At 45.2% G+C, this 18,223-nt stretch carries 21 protein-coding genes; 4 read left to right on the plus strand and 17 right to left on the minus strand.

Features of this window, described 5'->3' with window-relative positions:
- Nucleotides 1-8: 8 nt before the first annotated feature.
- From spoIIIAD to NYE58_RS26050, 5 genes are all read right to left on the minus strand, one after another.
- The gene (spoIIIAD, locus tag NYE58_RS26030) at nucleotides 9-398 is read right to left on the minus strand and encodes a stage III sporulation protein AD (RefSeq protein ID WP_036682847.1); all 390 of its coding nucleotides are present in this window, start codon (nucleotides 396-398) and stop codon (nucleotides 9-11) included.
- Between the two features lie 7 nt (nucleotides 399-405).
- Nucleotides 406-609 (minus strand): stage III sporulation protein AC, encoded by a 204-nt coding sequence (spoIIIAC, locus tag NYE58_RS26035; RefSeq protein ID WP_036682849.1) that lies wholly within the window; start codon nucleotides 607-609, stop codon nucleotides 406-408.
- Nucleotides 610-622: 13 nt separating this feature from the next.
- The gene (gene spoIIIAB / locus NYE58_RS26040) at nucleotides 623-1,141 is read right to left on the minus strand and encodes a stage III sporulation protein SpoIIIAB (RefSeq protein ID WP_076104383.1); all 519 of its coding nucleotides are present in this window, start codon (nucleotides 1,139-1,141) and stop codon (nucleotides 623-625) included.
- Nucleotides 1,134-2,135: a stage III sporulation protein AA gene (gene spoIIIAA / locus NYE58_RS26045; RefSeq protein ID WP_076220015.1), complete on the minus strand. Its 1,002-nt coding sequence runs from the start codon at nucleotides 2,133-2,135 to the stop codon at nucleotides 1,134-1,136. Before spoIIIAA ends, spoIIIAB begins: the two co-directional genes overlap by 8 nt.
- Before the next feature lie 82 nt (nucleotides 2,136-2,217).
- Nucleotides 2,218-2,481: a YqhV family protein gene (locus tag NYE58_RS26050; RefSeq protein WP_371915730.1), complete on the minus strand. Its 264-nt coding sequence runs from the start codon at nucleotides 2,479-2,481 to the stop codon at nucleotides 2,218-2,220.
- A 302-nt stretch (nucleotides 2,482-2,783) separates the two neighbouring features.
- Between NYE58_RS26050 and NYE58_RS26055 the strand changes: the two genes are divergently transcribed.
- Nucleotides 2,784-3,650 (plus strand): YitT family protein, encoded by an 867-nt coding sequence (locus tag NYE58_RS26055; RefSeq protein WP_081382367.1) that lies wholly within the window; start codon nucleotides 2,784-2,786, stop codon nucleotides 3,648-3,650.
- A 134-nt stretch (nucleotides 3,651-3,784) separates the two neighbouring features.
- Here NYE58_RS26055 and NYE58_RS26060 read toward each other — a convergent pair whose 3' ends face one another.
- The 5 genes from NYE58_RS26060 to NYE58_RS26080 all read right to left on the minus strand — a co-directional run bounded on the left by NYE58_RS26060 (nucleotide 3,785) and on the right by NYE58_RS26080 (nucleotide 8,168).
- Nucleotides 3,785-5,038 (minus strand): aspartate kinase, encoded by a 1,254-nt coding sequence (locus NYE58_RS26060; protein WP_036682855.1) that lies wholly within the window; start codon nucleotides 5,036-5,038, stop codon nucleotides 3,785-3,787.
- 193 nt (nucleotides 5,039-5,231) lie between these two features.
- Nucleotides 5,232-5,780: a dihydrofolate reductase family protein gene (locus tag NYE58_RS26065; RefSeq protein ID WP_076193103.1), complete on the minus strand. Its 549-nt coding sequence runs from the start codon at nucleotides 5,778-5,780 to the stop codon at nucleotides 5,232-5,234.
- A gap of 147 nt (nucleotides 5,781-5,927) precedes the next feature.
- Nucleotides 5,928-6,485, minus strand: a complete 558-nt coding sequence (efp, locus tag NYE58_RS26070; RefSeq protein WP_038572538.1) for an elongation factor P — start codon at nucleotides 6,483-6,485, stop codon at nucleotides 5,928-5,930.
- A 46-nt stretch (nucleotides 6,486-6,531) separates the two neighbouring features.
- A complete protein-coding gene (locus NYE58_RS26075; protein WP_036682862.1) occupies nucleotides 6,532-7,602 on the minus strand; it encodes a M24 family metallopeptidase in 1,071 nt (356 codons plus the stop codon).
- A 74-nt stretch (nucleotides 7,603-7,676) separates the two neighbouring features.
- Entirely contained in the window at nucleotides 7,677-8,168 is a 492-nt protein-coding gene (locus NYE58_RS26080) for a YqhR family membrane protein (protein ID WP_036682865.1), read from the minus strand.
- Nucleotides 8,169-8,375: 207 nt separating this feature from the next.
- On the opposite strand from NYE58_RS26080, the gene NYE58_RS26085 reads away from it, so the two are divergent.
- On the plus strand, nucleotides 8,376-9,323 hold the full coding sequence (locus NYE58_RS26085; protein WP_094901946.1) for a DUF1385 domain-containing protein: 948 nt from the start codon (nucleotides 8,376-8,378) through the stop codon (nucleotides 9,321-9,323).
- Nucleotides 9,324-9,330: 7 nt separating this feature from the next.
- Nucleotides 9,331-9,669 carry a hypothetical protein gene (locus tag NYE58_RS26090; RefSeq protein WP_076129641.1) on the plus strand — a complete coding sequence of 113 codons (339 nt, stop codon included), beginning with the start codon at nucleotides 9,331-9,333 and terminating at the stop codon, nucleotides 9,667-9,669.
- 87 nt (nucleotides 9,670-9,756) lie between these two features.
- Here the strand turns inward: NYE58_RS26090 and NYE58_RS26095 are convergent, their stop codons facing one another.
- The 3 genes from NYE58_RS26095 to mntR all read right to left on the minus strand — a co-directional run bounded on the left by NYE58_RS26095 (nucleotide 9,757) and on the right by mntR (nucleotide 13,152).
- Entirely contained in the window at nucleotides 9,757-10,686 is a 930-nt protein-coding gene (locus tag NYE58_RS26095) for a patatin-like phospholipase family protein (RefSeq protein ID WP_076277677.1), read from the minus strand.
- Between the two features lie 88 nt (nucleotides 10,687-10,774).
- The gene (locus NYE58_RS26100) at nucleotides 10,775-12,463 is read right to left on the minus strand and encodes a family 10 glycosylhydrolase (protein WP_076277678.1); all 1,689 of its coding nucleotides are present in this window, start codon (nucleotides 12,461-12,463) and stop codon (nucleotides 10,775-10,777) included.
- 263 nt (nucleotides 12,464-12,726) lie between these two features.
- The gene (mntR, locus tag NYE58_RS26105) at nucleotides 12,727-13,152 is read right to left on the minus strand and encodes a transcriptional regulator MntR (protein ID WP_036682880.1); all 426 of its coding nucleotides are present in this window, start codon (nucleotides 13,150-13,152) and stop codon (nucleotides 12,727-12,729) included.
- Nucleotides 13,153-13,345: 193 nt separating this feature from the next.
- Between mntR and splB the strand changes: the two genes are divergently transcribed.
- Nucleotides 13,346-14,422, plus strand: a complete 1,077-nt coding sequence (gene splB, locus NYE58_RS26110; protein WP_036682882.1) for a spore photoproduct lyase — start codon at nucleotides 13,346-13,348, stop codon at nucleotides 14,420-14,422.
- On the opposite strand, the gene NYE58_RS26115 is transcribed toward splB, so the two are convergent.
- The 4 genes from NYE58_RS26115 to NYE58_RS26130 all read right to left on the minus strand — a co-directional run bounded on the left by NYE58_RS26115 (nucleotide 14,419) and on the right by NYE58_RS26130 (nucleotide 18,206).
- The gene (locus NYE58_RS26115; RefSeq protein ID WP_076220439.1) at nucleotides 14,419-15,132 is read right to left on the minus strand and encodes a cytochrome c biogenesis CcdA family protein; all 714 of its coding nucleotides are present in this window, start codon (nucleotides 15,130-15,132) and stop codon (nucleotides 14,419-14,421) included. The two genes, splB and NYE58_RS26115, sit on opposite strands and share 4 nt — an antisense overlap.
- A 136-nt stretch (nucleotides 15,133-15,268) precedes the next feature.
- Complete coding sequence (locus NYE58_RS26120) at nucleotides 15,269-16,072, minus strand: metal ABC transporter permease (protein WP_036682884.1); 804 nt, start codon at nucleotides 16,070-16,072, stop codon at nucleotides 15,269-15,271.
- 360 nt (nucleotides 16,073-16,432) lie between these two features.
- Complete coding sequence (locus tag NYE58_RS26125) at nucleotides 16,433-17,182, minus strand: metal ABC transporter ATP-binding protein (protein WP_036682888.1); 750 nt, start codon at nucleotides 17,180-17,182, stop codon at nucleotides 16,433-16,435.
- A gap of 34 nt (nucleotides 17,183-17,216) precedes the next feature.
- Complete coding sequence (locus NYE58_RS26130; RefSeq protein WP_280775955.1) at nucleotides 17,217-18,206, minus strand: metal ABC transporter solute-binding protein, Zn/Mn family; 990 nt, start codon at nucleotides 18,204-18,206, stop codon at nucleotides 17,217-17,219.
- Nucleotides 18,207-18,223: the final 17 nt, after the last annotated feature.

The following is an 18,223-nucleotide window of genomic DNA, read 5'->3' on the forward strand; positions in this document are numbered from 1 at the left end:
CGATTGCTTTAAGCAGGCAGTAGTTTCATGACGGTTTCGATAATGATGCTGATAATGGGTACAGCTAGTACCATAATTAGCACTTTTCCGGCGAGTTCTATTTTGGAAGCAATCGATTCCTGACCGGCATCTCGTACAATCTGTGCACCGAACTCCGCGATATAGGAAATGCCGATGATTTTGAAAACAGTCTTCAAATAAATCATTTCCATCCCCGATGACTCAGCCACCCGCTCCAGTGTAGAGAGAATCATTCCGATCTTGCCGATCAGAAACATAAAAATTAGAATTCCTGTTGTAGTAGCAAGAAGGAAGGCGAACATCGGTTTTTGTTCCTTCAGTACGAGAATCAATATGGTCGATATCAGCCCAATCCCAACAACTTGAATAATCTCCATAGCACGCCTATTGAAAAAGAAAGATCGTTTTTATTTCCTGCAGCAACCCGTCCAGCATCCGAATCACCATGAACAGCACGACTACGAACCCGATCACGGTGACCCAATGTGCGAAATCCTCTTTTCCCATCTGTTTGAGCACCGTGTGGATCATGGCGATAATTATGCCAATGCCGGCAATTTGAAAAATCGCATTGACTTCAATATTCATTCCTGGCACCTCGCTAAAAGATCAAAATGACGATCAGTACTCCAAGCAGCAGACCCAGGCTTTTACTTAACTTTTCATATTTGCCTTGATCCTCTCTGGCCACCGACTCCTCCTGCTTCAATTGCTGCAATGCTAACGCGATATGAGTGCTCTGATTCGACCTATCGCTTGTGCCGAGAGTACAGCTGAGCTGACGAAGAATCTCTCTTTCTGTCCCCTTCATAGCGGTAGACTTCCAATATGCTTCCATCGCCCGCTGGATGGCATCCTGGGCGCTTCTGTCATAGGGAGGACTCATCTCCTCCGCTGTTTTGACAAACAACGATTTCAGCGGGTCCTTCGACTGATTCCCAATCCGCCGCATGGCTTCCGGCAGTGGGGTGAAGCCGTACATGATCTCTGTTTCCAACCGCTGTAGTGCTGCTATTAAACCTCTGATATGTCTGGGCCTGTCTGCATATTGACGAGCAAACTGGAGACCTGCAAGCGTACCAGCCACCACAATGAGCACAGCACCGAACAGCTTAAGCATGCAAATCACCGCCTAGTCGATCCCCGGGAGAGATAAGCAGCATTCCTCTTTTCTGGCCATCCAGAATACGAAACGTGAGGCCTGCTTCTGAACGATGGAGTATGACATATCTCTCGAACATCTTTTGTTCCAGCAGTCCTCCAAGACCCGGCCTACGAGCCAACTCTGTTACATCTTTTCCGTGAGCGGAAGCAATGACAGATATTCCGGCATGCAGTGCCTCGGTAACTGCTTCGGCATCTTCAGGACGCCCAATCTCATCCGCGATTAATACCTCTGGCGATAGCGACCGGATCATCATCATCATGCCTTCTGCCTTGGGACACCCATCAAGAACGTCTGTCCGAGGACCCACGTCAAAGGCGGGAACACCACGCCGGCTGCCAGCAATTTCAGACCGTTCGTCAACAATTCCCACCTTCAGCCCCGGTCTAATCCCTTCGCGCTTGCCCAATTCCCCTAAGGAGATTTGTCTTGCAAGATCGCGGAGTAGGGTAGTCTTGCCATGTTGTGGAGGGGAGAGAATCAAGGTGTGCATCATTCGCTGCCGCCCCTTGTCCAGTAAATAAGGCAGCACTCCATCTGCGATTCCAGGTACCTCACGAGCAATACGGACATTAAAGCCAGTGATATCACGAAGATGCTCTACACCTCCGCCACTCAGTACTGTCCGGCCAGCAAGTCCTATCCGATGACCGCCGGGAATCGTAATAAATCCTTTTCTCAGCTCTTCTTCCATCGTATATAGCGAATGGTTGCTGATCAGGTCTAGCAGTCGATGAGTGTCTTCCCGATCCGGCTTGTAAGCTTCTTCAGGCCTCTGCGTCAAACTGCCATTCACTCTTAGAAAGTGATATTTACCAGAGTAGTTAATTTCCAGCGGACGACCTTCACGGACACGAATCTCCTCCACCATTCCTAGCAGCGGAAGGGGAAGGCACTTTAACAGCGCTCTTACTTTTTCAGGAAACAATTGCAGCCAATCATCTGCCATACAAAGTACCCCCAAGCTGTCCTCTACTTAATTGCTTTATTCCATATTTATGCTTGTACGCGCCTAATATGCCTATCATCTATCATTTTTTCAAAATCCCGATTAAGAGAAAGGCTACACCGCAGCCCACCCAGCCTAATTTGCTCCACGACAGCTGCTGTGCCATCCCAGTCAGGCCAATAGCTGTCGTCAATATCAATATGGTCGGGCCTACCAAAGCCAGTCCAGAATTGACAGCCAGCGCCTTATCGACCTGATTTAATCTGAGCATTATCAGCGCAGCTATAATCTCTGCACTGCCCGAGAACAACCGCAGAGTTGCCATCCAGCTTACATACTTGTCCAATCTACTCCACTCCTTTTACTAATTCATTCATACCAAAAGAGATCTGAGGCTTGTTTAGCTTTCTATTACTCATGGATATGCGTGGCTTTTTCACTTTAGACAATGAGAAATGACAGATTTGCAGATCAGACTGTGAAAGAATTCATAGTGAGTGGGTTCATAAATAAATATAATCAGTACGATAAAATAATTTTTACGAACGCCTTCATCTGTGGTATCCTTTTTAATTGGAAATATAGTGAGTTTATATTTTCAAAAAAAGGCAAACTAAAAAGACATAAGAAAAAGAGGGGATTTGTGTCATGCACGTACGAAATTACGGGCTACCGCTCAGCATGCGGTCCGTAGTCAGACCAGTAAGAGAAGCGGCAATCATTATTTTTTCAGCTTTTTTAGTCGCCGCAGGGATGAGATTATTTCTAATTCCTCATCAACTGCTAAGCGGCGGGGTAGCAGGGGTGGCTTCAGTCATCGGGTATGTAACTAATCCGAAGTACATCTCAATCATTTATTTTGCGATAAACCTTCCTGTTCTGATCTGGGGATTTATTGCAGTGGGGAAAAAGTACATCTTACTAAGCATGCTTTCCGTTTTAGCTACCACCTGGTTCATGACAATTATTCCTGCGGTAAAAGTGACCAAAGACCCGATTTTGGCTAGTATTTTTGGCGGCGTAATTATTGCTGGCGGGGTTGGATTTTCTCTCCGTGCCGGGGGTTCATCTGGAGGATTTGATATATTAGGCTCGATTATTACACGTAAGCGGGATATTCCTATTGGGAATGTACTCTTCGTAATGGATGGGATCGTTATTCTGAGTTTAGGCTTCTTTAAAAGCTGGGACTCAGCCTTATACGCTATGCTCTGTATTTTTGTGAAAAGCAGAGTGGTTGATATGATTCATATTCGTCATGTTAAGCTAACCTGCTTCATTGTTACCAAGGAACGGGATAAAATGCTGAATCGTCTTAGAGAGCTGCCTCATGGCATCACAGTAGTCAACGCAGAGGGCGGTTACAGTCACGAGGGCAATACAATGCTGATGACCGTAACGACCCGCTATGAGCTGTCAGAGCTGCGTAAGACTATCCTTGAGACGGATCCAAGCTCTTTCGTCAATGTACTTGAGACTGTTGAAATTCTAGGCCGGTTTAGACGTTTAGGATAAATACCCATATAGATGTAAAAAGGAACGCTGCATTCAAACCTGCAGCGTTCCTTTTCATTTATTGCTGATGCCCAAAAAGGAGACCCCGTAGCTAAATAGCTATAGGATCTCCCTTTTTATTGATTGAACGGCTCTTAACGACGATCCTTAGGACCACCAACAAAGGCCTGCTCAGTTGTATCCAGATTATAAGCGGTGTGAAGCGCCTGAATGATCGATGGCAAATTGCCGGATTCGATTACACAAGAAACCTTAATCTCAGACGTGCTGACCATCTTAATGCTTACGCCCTCTTGGGAGAGCACATCAAACATTTGAGCCGCAACACCAGGATGGCTAACCATACCCGCGCCAACAATAGAAACCTTAACGAGGTTATCCTCGGACGTTACTTCACGGTAAGGTAAAGTTTTATGGATTTCTTTAATTACTTCCTTCGCACGGTCCAGTTCATCAAGTGAAACTGTAAATGAGAAGTCAGCCTGCTCATTCTGCACACCACTTTGTACTATGATATCAACGTTTACGCCTTCTTCAGCCAGCTTGCCGAAGACTTGAGCGAGTACACCCGGTACATCAGGTACTCCTAGAATACTGACACGTGCTACATTCTTATCATAAGCAATCCCACTAACTACGACTCCTTGCTCCATGCTTGCTTCCTCCTTCACAACAGTACCTTCATTATGATTAAAGCTCGATCTAACGACCAGCTTAACTTGATGACGCTTAGCATACTCCACTGCACGCGGATGTAGTACCGCCGCTCCCAGATTGGCAAGCTCTAGCATCTCATCGTATGAGATTTCGTTCAGCTTGCGGGCTGTTTTCACAATGCGTGGATCTGTAGAATAGATACCATCAACGTCAGTATAAATCTCACATACATCTGCTTGAATAGCAGCCGCAAGGGCTACAGCTGTCGTGTCCGATCCTCCGCGGCCCAGGGTAGTGATCTCACCATCCAAAGTCATCCCTTGGAAACCGGCAACGATAACGATCTGTTCGCGTTCCAAAGAAGCTACTACACGGTGTGGATCAATATCATTGATACGAGCTCTACCGTGGGTTTCGTCTGTACGGAACCCGGCCTGCCATCCTGTATAAGATACTGCATTCCGCCCGATCCCATGAAGAGCTATGGACAAAAGAGCCACGGAAATCTGCTCTCCTGTTGTCATCAGCATATCCATTTCACGTGCAGGCGGCTGCCCGTTTAATTGCTTCGCCGTATCGATCAAATCATCTGTTGTATCCCCCATAGCAGATACAACTACAACGCAGCGATGTCCCTCATCCTGCTTGTCTGCGATGCGCTTGGCAACACGTTGCATGCGTTCTGTGTCGCCGACGGAGCTGCCTCCGAATTTCATAACATAAAGTGACAAAGTCCCACTCACTCCCCATATCGGTCTATGTAGTTGCTTCTAATCGGTTTCCCGCTTTAAACCAGTATAATACGAAAATAGCGTAATGCGTTAATGATTTCATTAAAAAATTATTGATTTTCCAGAAGCTAACAAAAAGATAAGGTCAGCTTCAAGACACTAGCTGACCTCATTTCACTCGTCTTCCAGTTTTTTATTGAGAAGCTGGTCGATAAGTCAGGGCCATCACTCCAGAACTGAATCTTTTGGAGTCCACTAGCTCCAACGTCTTCTCTTCACCAACGTTATCGAACAGGCGCTGACCGCTACCCAGCAGAATCGGGAAGACCAGAAGCTGATATTCATCGACAAGGCCAAGCTGCATCAGGCTCTGCGCAAGCGTACGACTGCCAAAAACGAGAATATCTCTCCCCGGCTGCTCCTTCAGCTTGGACACCTCCTGAGCAAGATCGCCCTTGATCAAGCTTGAATTGCTCCATGTTGTTTCTTCGAGAGTTGTGGAGACTACGTACTTGGCGTATCCATTCATCATTTCACCGTACTCACCTGTCTGCTCAACCATATTTGGCCAAGCCTCTGCAAAACCTTCGTAGGTTGTCCGTCCTAACATTAGAGCGTCAGCAGCTTTCAGTTCAGCAAACTTGAAATGCTCCTGTTCTTCACTTCCGAATGAGAAGGTCCATTGTGGATTTTCCATAACACCATCAAGGGATATGAACTCAGATATAATTAATTTTCTCATATGCGTCTCCTTCTAATCCTTTAATTCGTAAGTATAACATTCCACACCCATACTGTTCCTCATGCATCCTCGTTTATATACCAAAAACCCCCCACCGTAATAACGGGGGAGGCTGATTGGTTATAAGTTCGGCAAGTATGATGCTTCCTACGCGCGGGAGATATATTTACCTTCGCGAGTATCAATAAGCAGCACATCTCCTTCATTGATGAACAGAGGAACTTGTACAGAATGACCTGTTTCAAGCTTGGCCGATTTAGTAGCGCCTTGAGCAGTATTTCCCTTCACACCTGGCTCAGTTTCAACAACCTTCAGCTCTACGCTGGTAGGCAGGTTAATCCCAAGGATTTCACCTTGGTAACTGATGATGTTTACAGTCATGTTCTCTTTAAGGAAGTTCAATTCCCATTCAAGCTGCTTGCTGGACAATTCGAATTGGTCATAAGTTTCGTTGTCCATGAAAGCATGCTCCGATCCGCTTGCATACAAATATTGCACGCCACGGTTCTCAATAATAGCACGGCCAATAGTTTCACCAGCACGGAAAGTACGCTCAACAGTGTTACCATTGCGCAGGTTTTTCAGCTTAGAGCGAACGAACGCTGCACCTTTACCTGGTTTAACGTGCTGAAAATCAAGAACGGTAAAAATATCACCGTCCACCTCTACGGTCAAGCCTGTCTTAAAATCGTTTACTGAAATCACTAAAAATCCCTCCTGAATTCGATAATTAAACTACTACTTTTCTTACTTACAGTACTGTATATTCTTTGGACGAATGGGTCAGCAGCGATATTCCGCTCTCGGTGATCACAATATCGTCTTCAATACGTACTCCGCCAATCCCCGGCAAATAGATACCTGGTTCTACAGTAACGACCATTCCCGGCTGCATGATATCGTCACTCAGCTTGGACAAACGCGGCCATTCATGAACTTCCATTCCAAGTCCATGACCCGTGCTATGTCCAAATTGATCACCATATCCGTAGCTAGCGATGATATCACGTGCCAGTGCATCACATTCCCGTCCAGTCATACCCGGTTTGATATGTGCCAACGTATGTAGCTGAGCTTCCAGCACAATATCATAGATTTCTTTCAGCTTCGGATCTGGAGCTCCGAGTGCAATGGTACGAGTCACATCTGAGCAGTATCCATCGAGTAATGCACCGAAATCAAGCGTAATAAATTCATTACCTTGAATTACACGGCTGCTTGCTACGCCATGCGGCATGGACGAACGTTCACCTGAAGCAACAATCGTATCAAACGATGACGCAGTTGCCCCGTGGGTACGCATATAGAATTCCATTTCCAAATCGACGTCTCTTTCAGTCATGCCTGGTTTGATCACATTCAGAATATGATTGAATGTAGCATCAGCCAGATCAGCTGCACGTTGCATAACAGCAAGCTCTTCAGCATCCTTGAACATACGGAGGTCTTCCACGGCTTTGGAAACTGGAACTAACACTGCCGGCTTAAGGGCTTCCGCATATGAGGTATAAGCGCTGAATGAGACATCATCCTGTTCGAAACCAACACGTACCTCACTGCCTGTTGGCAGCAACTCGCGTACTGTATCAATAAATTTAGGACCATGCTCTACAACCTTAACTCCTACCGCTTGATCCGCAGCCTGTGTCATGTACCTGAAGTCAGTTAGCAGATAACAATCATCGCTTGTCACCAATACATAACCGGACGATCCGGTAAATCCACTTAAATAGCGGCGGTTATAACCGCTGGTTATCAACATTGCTTCCAATCCTTTATCCTGCAAAACCTTACGCAGCTTGGAGACGCGCTCGTTACCCATTTTCATTCTCCTCTCGAAATAGCCACATTGTATTTTAACATAGGGATATCCCCTTGAGAAGTTTTTTCGAGCCGTTAGGCAAGTGCAGTCGCTTGCTCACGCTTTCGTTCGTCGGTATACTCAATCGCCGCTGTGTATCCAATGAACATCCCCCAAAGTAAAAAAAGGCAGAACTCACTAATCACAGTGTTCCACGGCAGCTTAAAAGGCGGCTGCATAAGAAACATTTGCGAGCCGGGAATAAATATAACTACCCACCACAAAACACCATAAACCAATCCTGGCCAAGGTCCCTTCAGCTTGCGCAGAATAAGCACATATAGCAGTGAGGCTATCACTGAAAATAAGATGAAAAACAAATAACCCACGAGATGTCCATACATTGTCGTCAGAAAAGTATGTTTAAAAAACGGCTCTGCTAAATAACCAGGACTAACCTTGGTAAAGCTGAACCAGTAGATTAACCAGTGCAGCCCTCCCCAAATCAAACCTGCGAAAAAACCTAATTCGAGCGCAAAAAACCAAATATTAGTATGATCTGATTGTTGTTGATGTGATTTGCTCATAGAATTGCCTCTCTTTCCGTATTTTTAATACCGATTTGTCTCTCCTTATCCATATAAGGTAGTATGTGCAGCAAAAGGCGATCCAACTAGTAATGTCTTCAAAAATTAGTTACAATGTATTATATAAATCATATTAATTACGGGAAGGTGAATTGGTTGTCCCAGGAAACTCCCAGCTATGGCGGCCAAGCCGTCATTGAAGGCGTCATGTTCGGCGGCAAGCATATTAATGTAACAGCCGTGCGACGAAAGAATCAGGAGATTACATTTTTGGAGGTGCCAAGAAGCGATAAGAGCTGGGTCACTAAACTGCGCAAGATTCCGCTGCTTCGCGGCCTTGTCAGTATTATAGATGCCAGCGCCAAAGGCTCTAAGCACTTGAACTATTCGGCTGAATCCTATGCCGAAGATGAATTGGAACCCGAAGAACTGGCGAAAGAGAAAGCTAAGCCGAAGAAAAAGGACGAAGGCTGGAGCCTCGGAATGATTTTTGGCGTTGCTGTAATGGGTATTCTCTCCTTCTTATTCGGAAAGCTCATTTTTACGCTTGTACCAGTATTTGTCGAAGATTTTTTATTCAAGAATGCATTTGATAACTATGTACTGCACAACCTCATAGAAGGCGGCATTAAAATGGTTCTCTTGCTGGTCTATTTATGGGCGATTTCGCAAACACCTGTGATCAAGCGGCTATTCCAGTATCACGGTGCGGAACACAAAGTCATCAGCGCCTTTGAAGCAGGCGAAGAGCTGACTGTCCAGAACGTTCAGAAATACAGCCGTCTGCATTACCGCTGCGGAAGCAGTTTTATGATGCTGACGATTATCCTCGGCGTTATTATTTACTCCGTAGTACCCTGGGATAATCTTTGGGAACGTGTGATCCAACGGATTATTCTGCTGCCTGTCGTAATCGGTGTTTCGTTTGAGGTTCTGAAGGGTACCAACGCAGTAAGAGAAATTCCAGGTCTCAAATACTTGGGATACCCTGGACTATGGCTGCAGCTGCTCACTACCAAAGAACCAAAGGATGATCAGGTAGAAGTATCCATCGCCTCTTTCAATCGTATGCGTGAGCTTGATGCAGAGATTGAAGCCAGAGGATATACGGAGGCAAGTGTGTCAGGCGGCATATTGGATCCTGCGAAAGGATGAGTGTCCTATGATCAGGCATGCTTTAATTTTTTGGATTTCTGTAATTCTTGCAATATTCGGTTTTGTGATTGGAGTCTTGACTGAGCCTTTCTATACGCTCTCAAAGCTGATTCTCCCCTTAGTACTGTTAGCGATTATCTATTATGCTTACAAAATGGGACCAGGGAAATACGCTCGCAGCAGCAATGGATCTAGAATCAAAGTCAAACCTTCGCAGAAAACCATGACCAAGGTTGCTGGGATTCGCAAGACTCAAGCAGTACCAGGCAAACGTAAAAGTTATCCCTTCCAAGTCATCGAAGGAAATAAAGGGAAAAACGATGATCAGCTTCCAAAGTACCATTAACTAAATTAAGACAAACACCAAAAAGCATCTCCACGTTTCAAAATAACGTGCGGGATGCTTTTTTTCTGATATTTTAAAGCTTGCTTGTTATCTGGGGCGCCACTCCTTAAAGAAGTCTTCCCCTGCCTTCAGTCCGGCGGCATACAATTCGTCGCTTTGCATCTTCGTAATATTAAATTGGGTCGTGCCGATACCCAGCGTTGGGATGGTGACCGTGCGGACATATTTATCATCTTCAATATATTTCTCATCATGAGCAGACAGCATGGTGCTTACCATAGCTTGCAGCATACTGAACGGTCCCCTAATCCTGTGGGGCTGCGGGTCGGTTTTACCTACTGTTTGATACCCTACCGTAGGGATTCTTTTCCCCGGCACTTTACTATCCTCATTCATCCCGTCAAATAGCCATAAAGGAAAATTGCTTAATAACCCTCCGTCCACGACGTATACAAATTGCTCAATAAAAGACTTTCCTCTAGCGGACTGTCCATTTAACCTGAGCATCACTGGATCAAAAAAATAAGGAATGCTGCAGCTCATACGCACAGCCTTAGCCACTTCAAAATGTTCAGGAGAGATTCCATACTGCTCCAACCCATCTGGTAAGACCAATATCCGGCCATTGGTAATGTCAGAAGCAATTATAGATAGTTTGCCTGGTGGCAGATCACGAAAAGTGATAATTCCCTTTTTAAGCAAAAGCGATCTCATCCACGCTTCCAAGGCTTCACCCGAATACAATCCCTTCTTCAATAATACTCGCAGTGCAGGACCTACCCAAGCCGTATTATAGATGGGAGCTCGCTTCATAAACGATGAAAAAGAAGTTCCTTGGATCATCCGACTCATTTCCTCACCTTCATAACCCGCAGCCAGTAAAGTCGCTACAATCGCGCCTGAGGAGGTTCCAGCGACCTTTTTAAAGGTTCGCCCCGCCCTTTCCGTGGCTTCAACTGCTCCAGCGAGAGAAATCCCTTTTACTCCCCCTCCTTCAAACACAGCGTTAATCTCCATACACAAAAATCCCCCGTTTCCCATAGATTCTATTGCTTATCTATGAGCACGGGGGAGCATTCATGACTCCTTATCTAGAACAGTTATCTTAATTGGACTGAAAATAAAAGGTCAGCAAATTTGATAATCCAAACGGATTGCGGACTACAATGTCATTTGCTCTGAACATGATACTGCCTGCAACCTCTTTATATTTCTCATTATATTTAAGCTGGTTGATGATTTGGTCGCCACTTTGCCATTCTGCTTTCTGGTCACTTGCTCCAACCTTATAAGCAGCTTGCCCAATATAGAGCTTAACATTCGTATTCTCTACCTCTTTAACCCACCAATCTACTAGCTTATCGTAGCGGGCAGTGCTAAAGGACAGACTCCAATAAATTTGCGGTGCGACATAGTCAATCCAGCCTTGCTTGATCCATGTCCGAACATCGGCGTACATATCGTCATAAGCGGTAACTCCAGCTGTGGTATCCGAACCTGTGCTGTCTTTTTTGATATTACGCCATACACCAAACGGACTAATTCCATAAGAAACCTTCGGTTTCACCTTATGAATCTGTTCTCCCAATTGACGGACGAATTCATTAATATTATCGCGGCGCCAATCTGCCTTAGAGGACAAGTTCTTCGTGTTATAAGTCTTATAAGCAGTATCATCGGCAAAAGATACACCTGAAGGATAGAAATAATCATCCAAATGGACACCATCTACATCATAGCCTTTGACGACCTCCAACACTGTATCGATAATGTGCTGGCGGGCTGCTGGGATCCCTGGATTGATGTATTTTTTACCTCCTGCGTCTACAATCCATTCCGGATTTGACTTAGCCACATGATTACTAGCTAATGCAGATGTAGAAGCATCCGTTGTCGCGCGGAATGGGTTGAACCATGCATGGAACTGCATACCGCGTGAATGTGCAGCGCTGACCATATAGCTCAACGGGTCATAACCCGGATTTTTTCCTTGTGTGCCGGTCAGCACCTTAGACCAAGGAACTAGAACAGAAGGGTACAGGCTGTCTGCTGAGGTTCTAACCTGTACAAAAACAGCATTAAAACCAACAGCTTTTAGCTTGTCCAGCAGATTATCAAATTCTTGTTTTTGTTTCGCTTCGTTACCTGCAGAAGCTACTGAAGGCCAGTCCAGATTAAATACCGTAGAGATCCAGGCTCCCTTCATCTCCTTGTTAGCCGACGCACCAGGGATACTTGGAACTGTTGGCGAGGTCGGTTTTGGAGTCGCTGTAGGGGCTGGGGTAGGTGTTGGCGTAACGACTGGAGTCGCTGTAGGTACTGCTGGTGTTTCCGGATCAGCAGCCTGCGGCGGCTCTGTATTAGAGTACAAAGAAATATGTTTGGTTGCCTGATCCCAGATAACCTGTAACCCCAATTGCTCACTTACAAAACGAAGCGGCACCATAACCCGTCCCTGCTTAATCTGTACTGAGGTGTCGAGGGCTACAGAAGCATTATTAACTAATGCACTTTTCTGGCCACTGGTCAGCTTGATCTCTGTATCTCCTTGCGTGATTGTAACTGTCTTACTGCTTTGATTCCAAACTACTCCAGCACTCAACCCTTTACTAATGACGCTAATTGGCACCATCGTTACATTCGAAGCTGTGATATACGGCGGCACATCACTTGCCAGCGCCTCGCCATCCAGTTCAATGGTAATCTGCACAGCTGCCGCACGTGCCCCAGGAGACCATAAAGGCAGAAACAATACTAATACTAGCAATCCCAACATCCATTTACGATAATTCATAATTCCTCCCCAAATCTAAAATAATATGTATCCTATAAAAAAAGAAAAAACGGATCAATCCTCCAAGTTGATGTACCGATTCCACCCTTCAAAAGAATGGTATCAGTCTCAGCCAGAAAAAGGACTTATCCGTTTTGACGCTAAAAACTGGGAAAGGTTGCACTAAACAAAATAGAAACGGCTATACCATCTAGTAGTTTATGCTCACCAAAGCCTTGCTGGGCATAACTTTAAGGACGATATCCGTTTCGGGAAAAAACATTTCAAGAATCGCTTGCCAGTTCATTGTGAATAGCATATAAAGTCTGCAGACGTTCTTCATCGCGGCGGAAATACTCCACCAACGTTTCGATACGTGTAATCGAATCCCAACTCAGGTGGTGCTCGATCCCTTCAACATCATTATAGATAAATTCCTGCTGTACTCCGATCAAACCGAGGAATTCTTCCAATAGTTGATGACGATCAACAAGACGTTTCCCTACTTTTTTCCCTTTGTTGGTTAGGACAAGCCCACGATATTTCTCATAGATGAGATATTCGTCCTTATCCAGTTTTTGGATCATCTTGGTCACAGAGGAGGGGTGTACTTCCAGTCCCTCGGCAATATCCGAGACCCGCGCATAACCTTTCTCATCAATGAGCTTATATATGCGCTCCAAATAATCCTCCATGCTGGGTGTTGGCATTAAAATTTACCTCTTTTCTATAATGAACCTGGCGCCGAGCCAAACCTTGCTCTAACAATGATACATGTTTCTAACGCCCCTTGGCAAGTCCTTCAAGAGAACATGCTGAGGAGTTACCCATGATTGCCATGCTTCTAATGAGACTCAGTTAGGCATAATAAACGTACTCATCTTTCAGAAGGAGCGTGAATTCATGACTATAGTGACACCTGAGACCCCTCCCGTAAAGAGAACCAGAAAAGCTACAGCCCTTTTTGTCCCGGAGCTTGTTTTCTTCGAGCCGGATGCTTTAAATTACCCGAAAGGTGAACGAATCATGGAATGGGTGAAGGCTAACAATATTCCCTATCGCATGACTACATCGCATAACCGTATAATGAATTTCCCGGGTGACACAGAGGTCGAGCAATATAAAATTGCCAAAAGAACACTTGTAGTCGGCCTGCGCAAAACCTTAAAGTTTGACCAATCCAAACCCTCCGCAGATTATGCAATTCCGATCGCAACTGGCTGCATGGGCCACTGCCATTATTGTTATTTGCAGACTACTTTAGGGGCAAAGCCTTACATTCGTGTATATGTAAACACCGAAGACATCATTGACGCCGCCAAAAAATATATCGAGGAGCGCAGCCCTGAAATCACGACTTTTGAAGCAGCCTGTACCTCAGATCCGTTAGGACTGGAGCATATTACCGGGTCTCTGTCAGAACTCATCACATTCATGGCAGCGGAGCCCCTTGGCCGCCTGCGCTTTGTGACCAAATACCAACATGTTGAACCTCTGCTCGATTTGCAGCATAACGGACATACCAGAATTCGTTTTAGCGTGAATGCTGACTATGTGATCAAAAATTTCGAGCCTGCTACCTCGCGGTTTGAAGAGCGAATTGAAGCGGCTGGAAAGGTTGCCCGCGCCGGCTATCCACTGGGCTTCATCATTGCCCCAATTATTTGGTATGACGGCTGGCAGGAAGGCTATGCGGAGCTGCTGGCCAAATTAGCCAAGACCCTTCCTCCGGAAATCGGAAAAGGTCTAACCTTTGAAATGATTCAGCACCGATTCACCAAAACAGCCAAGACTGTAATTGAGAAACGTTACCCGAAATCTAAACTAGAAATGGACATGGAGAAACGCAAAAAGAAATGGGGCCGCTGGGGACAGAACAAATATGTCTATCCGGATGAACAGCAAACCGCCCTGCGAGAATTTATCACAGAGCGGATTTTCGAGCATTTTCCGGAAGCAGGTATTGATTACTTCACCTAAAAAATCAGCCAATCCGGCGTTACTCCTTGTAGCCACACTGTGATCCTGAACATTTGATCCGTGAACAGCAAAACACCCATAAATACCATAAGTATGCCGCCAATCTTCATCAGCAGATTCGAGTACTTGAGGATACGCTTCACTCCGCCTAGGAAAAAGGCTAAAAGAAAAAATGGCAAAGCAAATCCGATGCTATACGCGGTAATCAATGTAAACCAAGTGCCCGGGTCGCTTGCCGAAAGAGCAATAATTGCCGTCAAAATCGGCCCGATACAGGGTGACCAACCCGCAGAAAAACCAATTCCAAAAATAAAGGAGCCCACATAACCCGCCGGTTTCCATTTTAAATCAAGCTTACGTTCACGAAGTAAAAACTGCGGCTGAAAAATCCCAAGCAAAAACAAACCCATTACAATAATTAGAATCGCCGACAATTGCCGGATCAGATCACGCTGGCCATTAAAGAATTGCCCGAATAATCCAGCCCCAAAACCAAGTGTGTAAAAAACTGCAGAAAAACCTAATATAAATGCCAATGTATGAGTCAGGGTGCGTATACGAACCTCTTTAGAGTTGCTGCCTGATTTTAATTGTTGAACGGATAACCCGGTAATGTACGATAAATAAGAGGGGTACAGCGGTAAACAGCATGGCGATATAAACGATGCCACCCCTGCGGCTAAAGCAATTCCTGCATTGATATTAGACAAAATAGCGGCTCTCCTTCCGGCATTCGAGTCACTTCATGGAGCTGCTTATGGCTCCTTTTTTTCGCTTATCGTCCTTACAAGGACACCGAAGGCGTTTATGCTTGCCTAATGTGATACCGATTACTTAATTCGCTGTTTATGCTGGCAATCCCTTTTTACCGATCAAGGTTAATACCAATAATGATATGAGCAAAAGCACAATAGTTGCACCGGGAGCCAAATTCCAGACTCCAGCTACCACTAGTCCACCTACAACGGCAATCTCCGAAATAATAACCGCCAGGATGACCGAGGATTTAAAGCTACGGGATAGCAATAAGCTGATTGCAACCGGAATAGTCAACAAAGCAGATACCAACAGCGAGCCTACGATCTTGATGGCTGTGCTAATCACAAGTGCTGTCAGAATGGTGATCAGCATGTTAAGCAACTTCACCGGAAGCCCGCTTACACTTGCTGCATCCTCTTCAAAGCTAAGCAAAAAGAACTCTTTAAAGAACATCGAAACTACCACTACAACAGCTATAGTCACTATGCCTACAACGATCAAATCGGTGTTATCGAGCGTATAAATACTGCCGAACAAATAACTCATTACATCCGCATTATACCCTTTTCCTAAGGTGAAAAAGAGTGAAGCTAACGCCACTCCGCCCGACATTATAATGGCAATCGACAGCTCCGCATAACTCTTATAAGCCTTGCGAAGCTTTTCAATTGCGAAGGACGCTACCACTGCAAAGATAAGACCTGCGCCCAGCGGATAAAATCCTGTTAGAAATCCGAGTGCCACCCCCGCTATAGTAACATGAGCCAGCGTATCTCCGATCATGGATAATCGTCTAAGCACAAGAAAAACGCCTATAAGCGGCGCTGTTATACCAATCAGCAGTCCGCCCGCAAGCGCCCGCTGAAAAAAATCGCTAAATAGTATTTCCAACTTAAACTCTCCTTCATACAAAACTCAAACCATTTTAAAGCCTTTTTCAAACCTTTTTCGATCCCTCCCAAACCCTCCCTTCCAAGGGAGGGCCCCAAGGGCTCTGCCCTCTGGACACCCGTTAAGTGCAACTAGCGTAGGAGTTAGTGTTACTGAACATAGTTAGGTCGGGGAAAGATCGCTTTCGTCCCTAAAGGGACACGCTTGCAGACTGGGCGGTGCTTAGATAAGAGAAAACAAGAAATAGGAACAAGGTCGAAATACTCCTAGTAAAAACCCTGTCTACTGACTAACTTCCACACGCAAGTTATGTATGCACTGAGAACAGAGGCAAACCTCTGCTCAGAGTTTAATTATGACTTAAGAGAGCGTGTGCTGCAGGTTCTCTTCTGTGCAATTCTGGAGATCATGTGAGTGGCGGGAGTAAAAGTTGATTTTACCATTTGTCTGCACGGGCTCATGACCTAAATAATTTTTAATCATGTCGATATCATGCGACACCATCAGGAAGGTCATATGATGATGAGCATGCATATGCGTGATTAATTCAAAGAATCCCGCTTGCGATTCGGCATCAATACCCACCGTAGGTTCGTCCAAAATCAGCAGGTCAGGATGGTTAATCAGCGCCCGAGCCAGAAAAACACGCTGCTGCTGACCGCCTGACAACTGGCCTACTCTTTTCTCCGCAATATCTTGTATCCGCATGACTTCAAGCGCATCCTCACATTGACGATGCTGAGCCTTGGATACTCTGCGGATCAGATTCTTGTTATTGTATAGACCTGACAGAACTACTTCACGCACCGTTGCTGGAAACAAAGGGTTGAAGGCATTCTTTTGCGGAACATACCCGATCCGTTCCCAGTCTTTAAACTTGCGGACAGGCGTTCCGAATAATTTAATTTCACCACTGCTCGCTGGAAGCAAGCCGACGATCATTTTCATCAATGTTGTTTTACCAGCACCATTAGAACCAATGATACCAAGGAAATCTCGTTCTCTTACACTATAGTTAAGATTCGATATCACCTTCTGTTCCCCATATGAAAAAGAAAGATCCTGTATATCGATGATATGCTGATGGCAGTCCAAGGATACCGATTGCATGCTTAAGTACCGCCTTTCCCTTATACTTTCCTTATTATTGTAAGGCCATAATCAGATTTTGCAAATTTTTCTCCATCAGAGTGAAGTAATTATCGCCGTTCTTCTCTTGCTCCGCAGTAAGTCCCTCTACCGGATTAAGCACCATAGTGGAAACGCCCGCTTCGGCGGCCAGAGTCTTAGCCAGTTTATCGGAGACAAGCTCTTCAAAAAAGATATACTTAATCCCTTCATCTTTTACCATTTTCGCAAGCTTCACTAAATCCTGTCCGCGCGGCTCAGCGTCTGGCGAAAGTCCCATAATCGCATGCTGATCCAATCCATAGTCACGGGCAAGGTAAGAAAAAGCCTGATGCGATACTACGATCTTATGGTTGGGCAGCTTAGCAAGCTCCTCTTTGAATTTACTGTCTAACGCCTGCAAACGTTCCGCAAGCTTATTGTAACGCTCTTCATAACCTTCTTTATGCTCAGGATCCACGGACTGAAGGCTTTCTTTAATATTCTGAGCCATGACAATGGCTGATTTTGGACTTACCCAAGTATGCGGGTCTGTATGCAGGCTGTCTCCTGAGGCATTACTGTTATGATCCGTGTCCTCATTTTGATGAGACTCTTCCTCACTTGCCCCATGATCATGCCCGTCATCTTCATCGGTCATGATATAATCAATACCTTGACTTACTTCAACCGCCTTAACTTTACTGCTGCTATCAAGGCCTTTTAAAAAGTTAGGAACCCAGCCTTCTAAGCCTGCACCGTTATATAGAAATAGCTGTGCCTTAGAAGTGTTGATAATGTCTTGACTGCGCGGTGTCCAATCATGTGGCTCCACACCCACTGGAAGCAGGTTAATAGCATTGATATCTTCCCCGCCAATCTCCTTAGCAAACTCGTAAATAGGATAAAAGGTTGTAACTACATTTACTTTCCCTTCAACTATACTTCCACTGCTCTTAGGTCCGCATGCACTTAGTGTAAATACCAGTACCAGTGCAAGGACGAGCAAACTTATACGTGATTTCATTGCCGCCATTATATTGA

The sequence above is a fragment of the Paenibacillus sp. FSL L8-0708 genome, assembly GCF_038009325.1.
GTDB lineage: Bacteria > Bacillota > Bacilli > Paenibacillales > Paenibacillaceae > Paenibacillus_AQ > Paenibacillus_AQ odorifer.

Excerpts from the sequence above, each read along its gene's own strand:
- spoIIIAD (WP_036682847.1), bottom strand. The coding sequence starts at position 398 with ATGGAGATTATTCAAGTTGTTGGGATTGGGCTGATATCGACCATATTG.
- spoIIIAC (WP_036682849.1), bottom strand. The coding sequence starts at position 609 with ATGAATATTGAAGTCAATGCGATTTTTCAAATTGCCGGCATTGGCATA.
- spoIIIAB (WP_076104383.1), bottom strand. The coding sequence starts at position 1,141 with ATGCTTAAGCTGTTCGGTGCTGTGCTCATTGTGGTGGCTGGTACGCTT.
- spoIIIAA (WP_076220015.1), bottom strand. The coding sequence starts at position 2,135 with ATGGCAGATGATTGGCTGCAATTGTTTCCTGAAAAAGTAAGAGCGCTG.
- NYE58_RS26055 (WP_081382367.1), top strand. The coding sequence starts at position 2,784 with ATGCACGTACGAAATTACGGGCTACCGCTCAGCATGCGGTCCGTAGTC.
- NYE58_RS26065 (WP_076193103.1), bottom strand. The coding sequence starts at position 5,780 with ATGAGAAAATTAATTATATCTGAGTTCATATCCCTTGATGGTGTTATG.
- NYE58_RS26075 (WP_036682862.1), bottom strand. The coding sequence starts at position 7,602 with ATGGGTAACGAGCGCGTCTCCAAGCTGCGTAAGGTTTTGCAGGATAAA.
- NYE58_RS26080 (WP_036682865.1), bottom strand. The coding sequence starts at position 8,168 with ATGAGCAAATCACATCAACAACAATCAGATCATACTAATATTTGGTTT.
- NYE58_RS26085 (WP_094901946.1), top strand. The coding sequence starts at position 8,376 with ATGTTCGGCGGCAAGCATATTAATGTAACAGCCGTGCGACGAAAGAAT.
- NYE58_RS26090 (WP_076129641.1), top strand. The coding sequence starts at position 9,331 with ATGATCAGGCATGCTTTAATTTTTTGGATTTCTGTAATTCTTGCAATA.
- NYE58_RS26095 (WP_076277677.1), bottom strand. The coding sequence starts at position 10,686 with ATGGAGATTAACGCTGTGTTTGAAGGAGGGGGAGTAAAAGGGATTTCT.
- NYE58_RS26100 (WP_076277678.1), bottom strand. The coding sequence starts at position 12,463 with ATGAATTATCGTAAATGGATGTTGGGATTGCTAGTATTAGTATTGTTT.
- mntR (WP_036682880.1), bottom strand. The coding sequence starts at position 13,152 with ATGCCAACACCCAGCATGGAGGATTATTTGGAGCGCATATATAAGCTC.
- splB (WP_036682882.1), top strand. The coding sequence starts at position 13,346 with ATGACTATAGTGACACCTGAGACCCCTCCCGTAAAGAGAACCAGAAAA.
- NYE58_RS26125 (WP_036682888.1), bottom strand. The coding sequence starts at position 17,182 with ATGCAATCGGTATCCTTGGACTGCCATCAGCATATCATCGATATACAG.
- NYE58_RS26130 (WP_280775955.1), bottom strand. The coding sequence starts at position 18,206 with ATGAAATCACGTATAAGTTTGCTCGTCCTTGCACTGGTACTGGTATTT.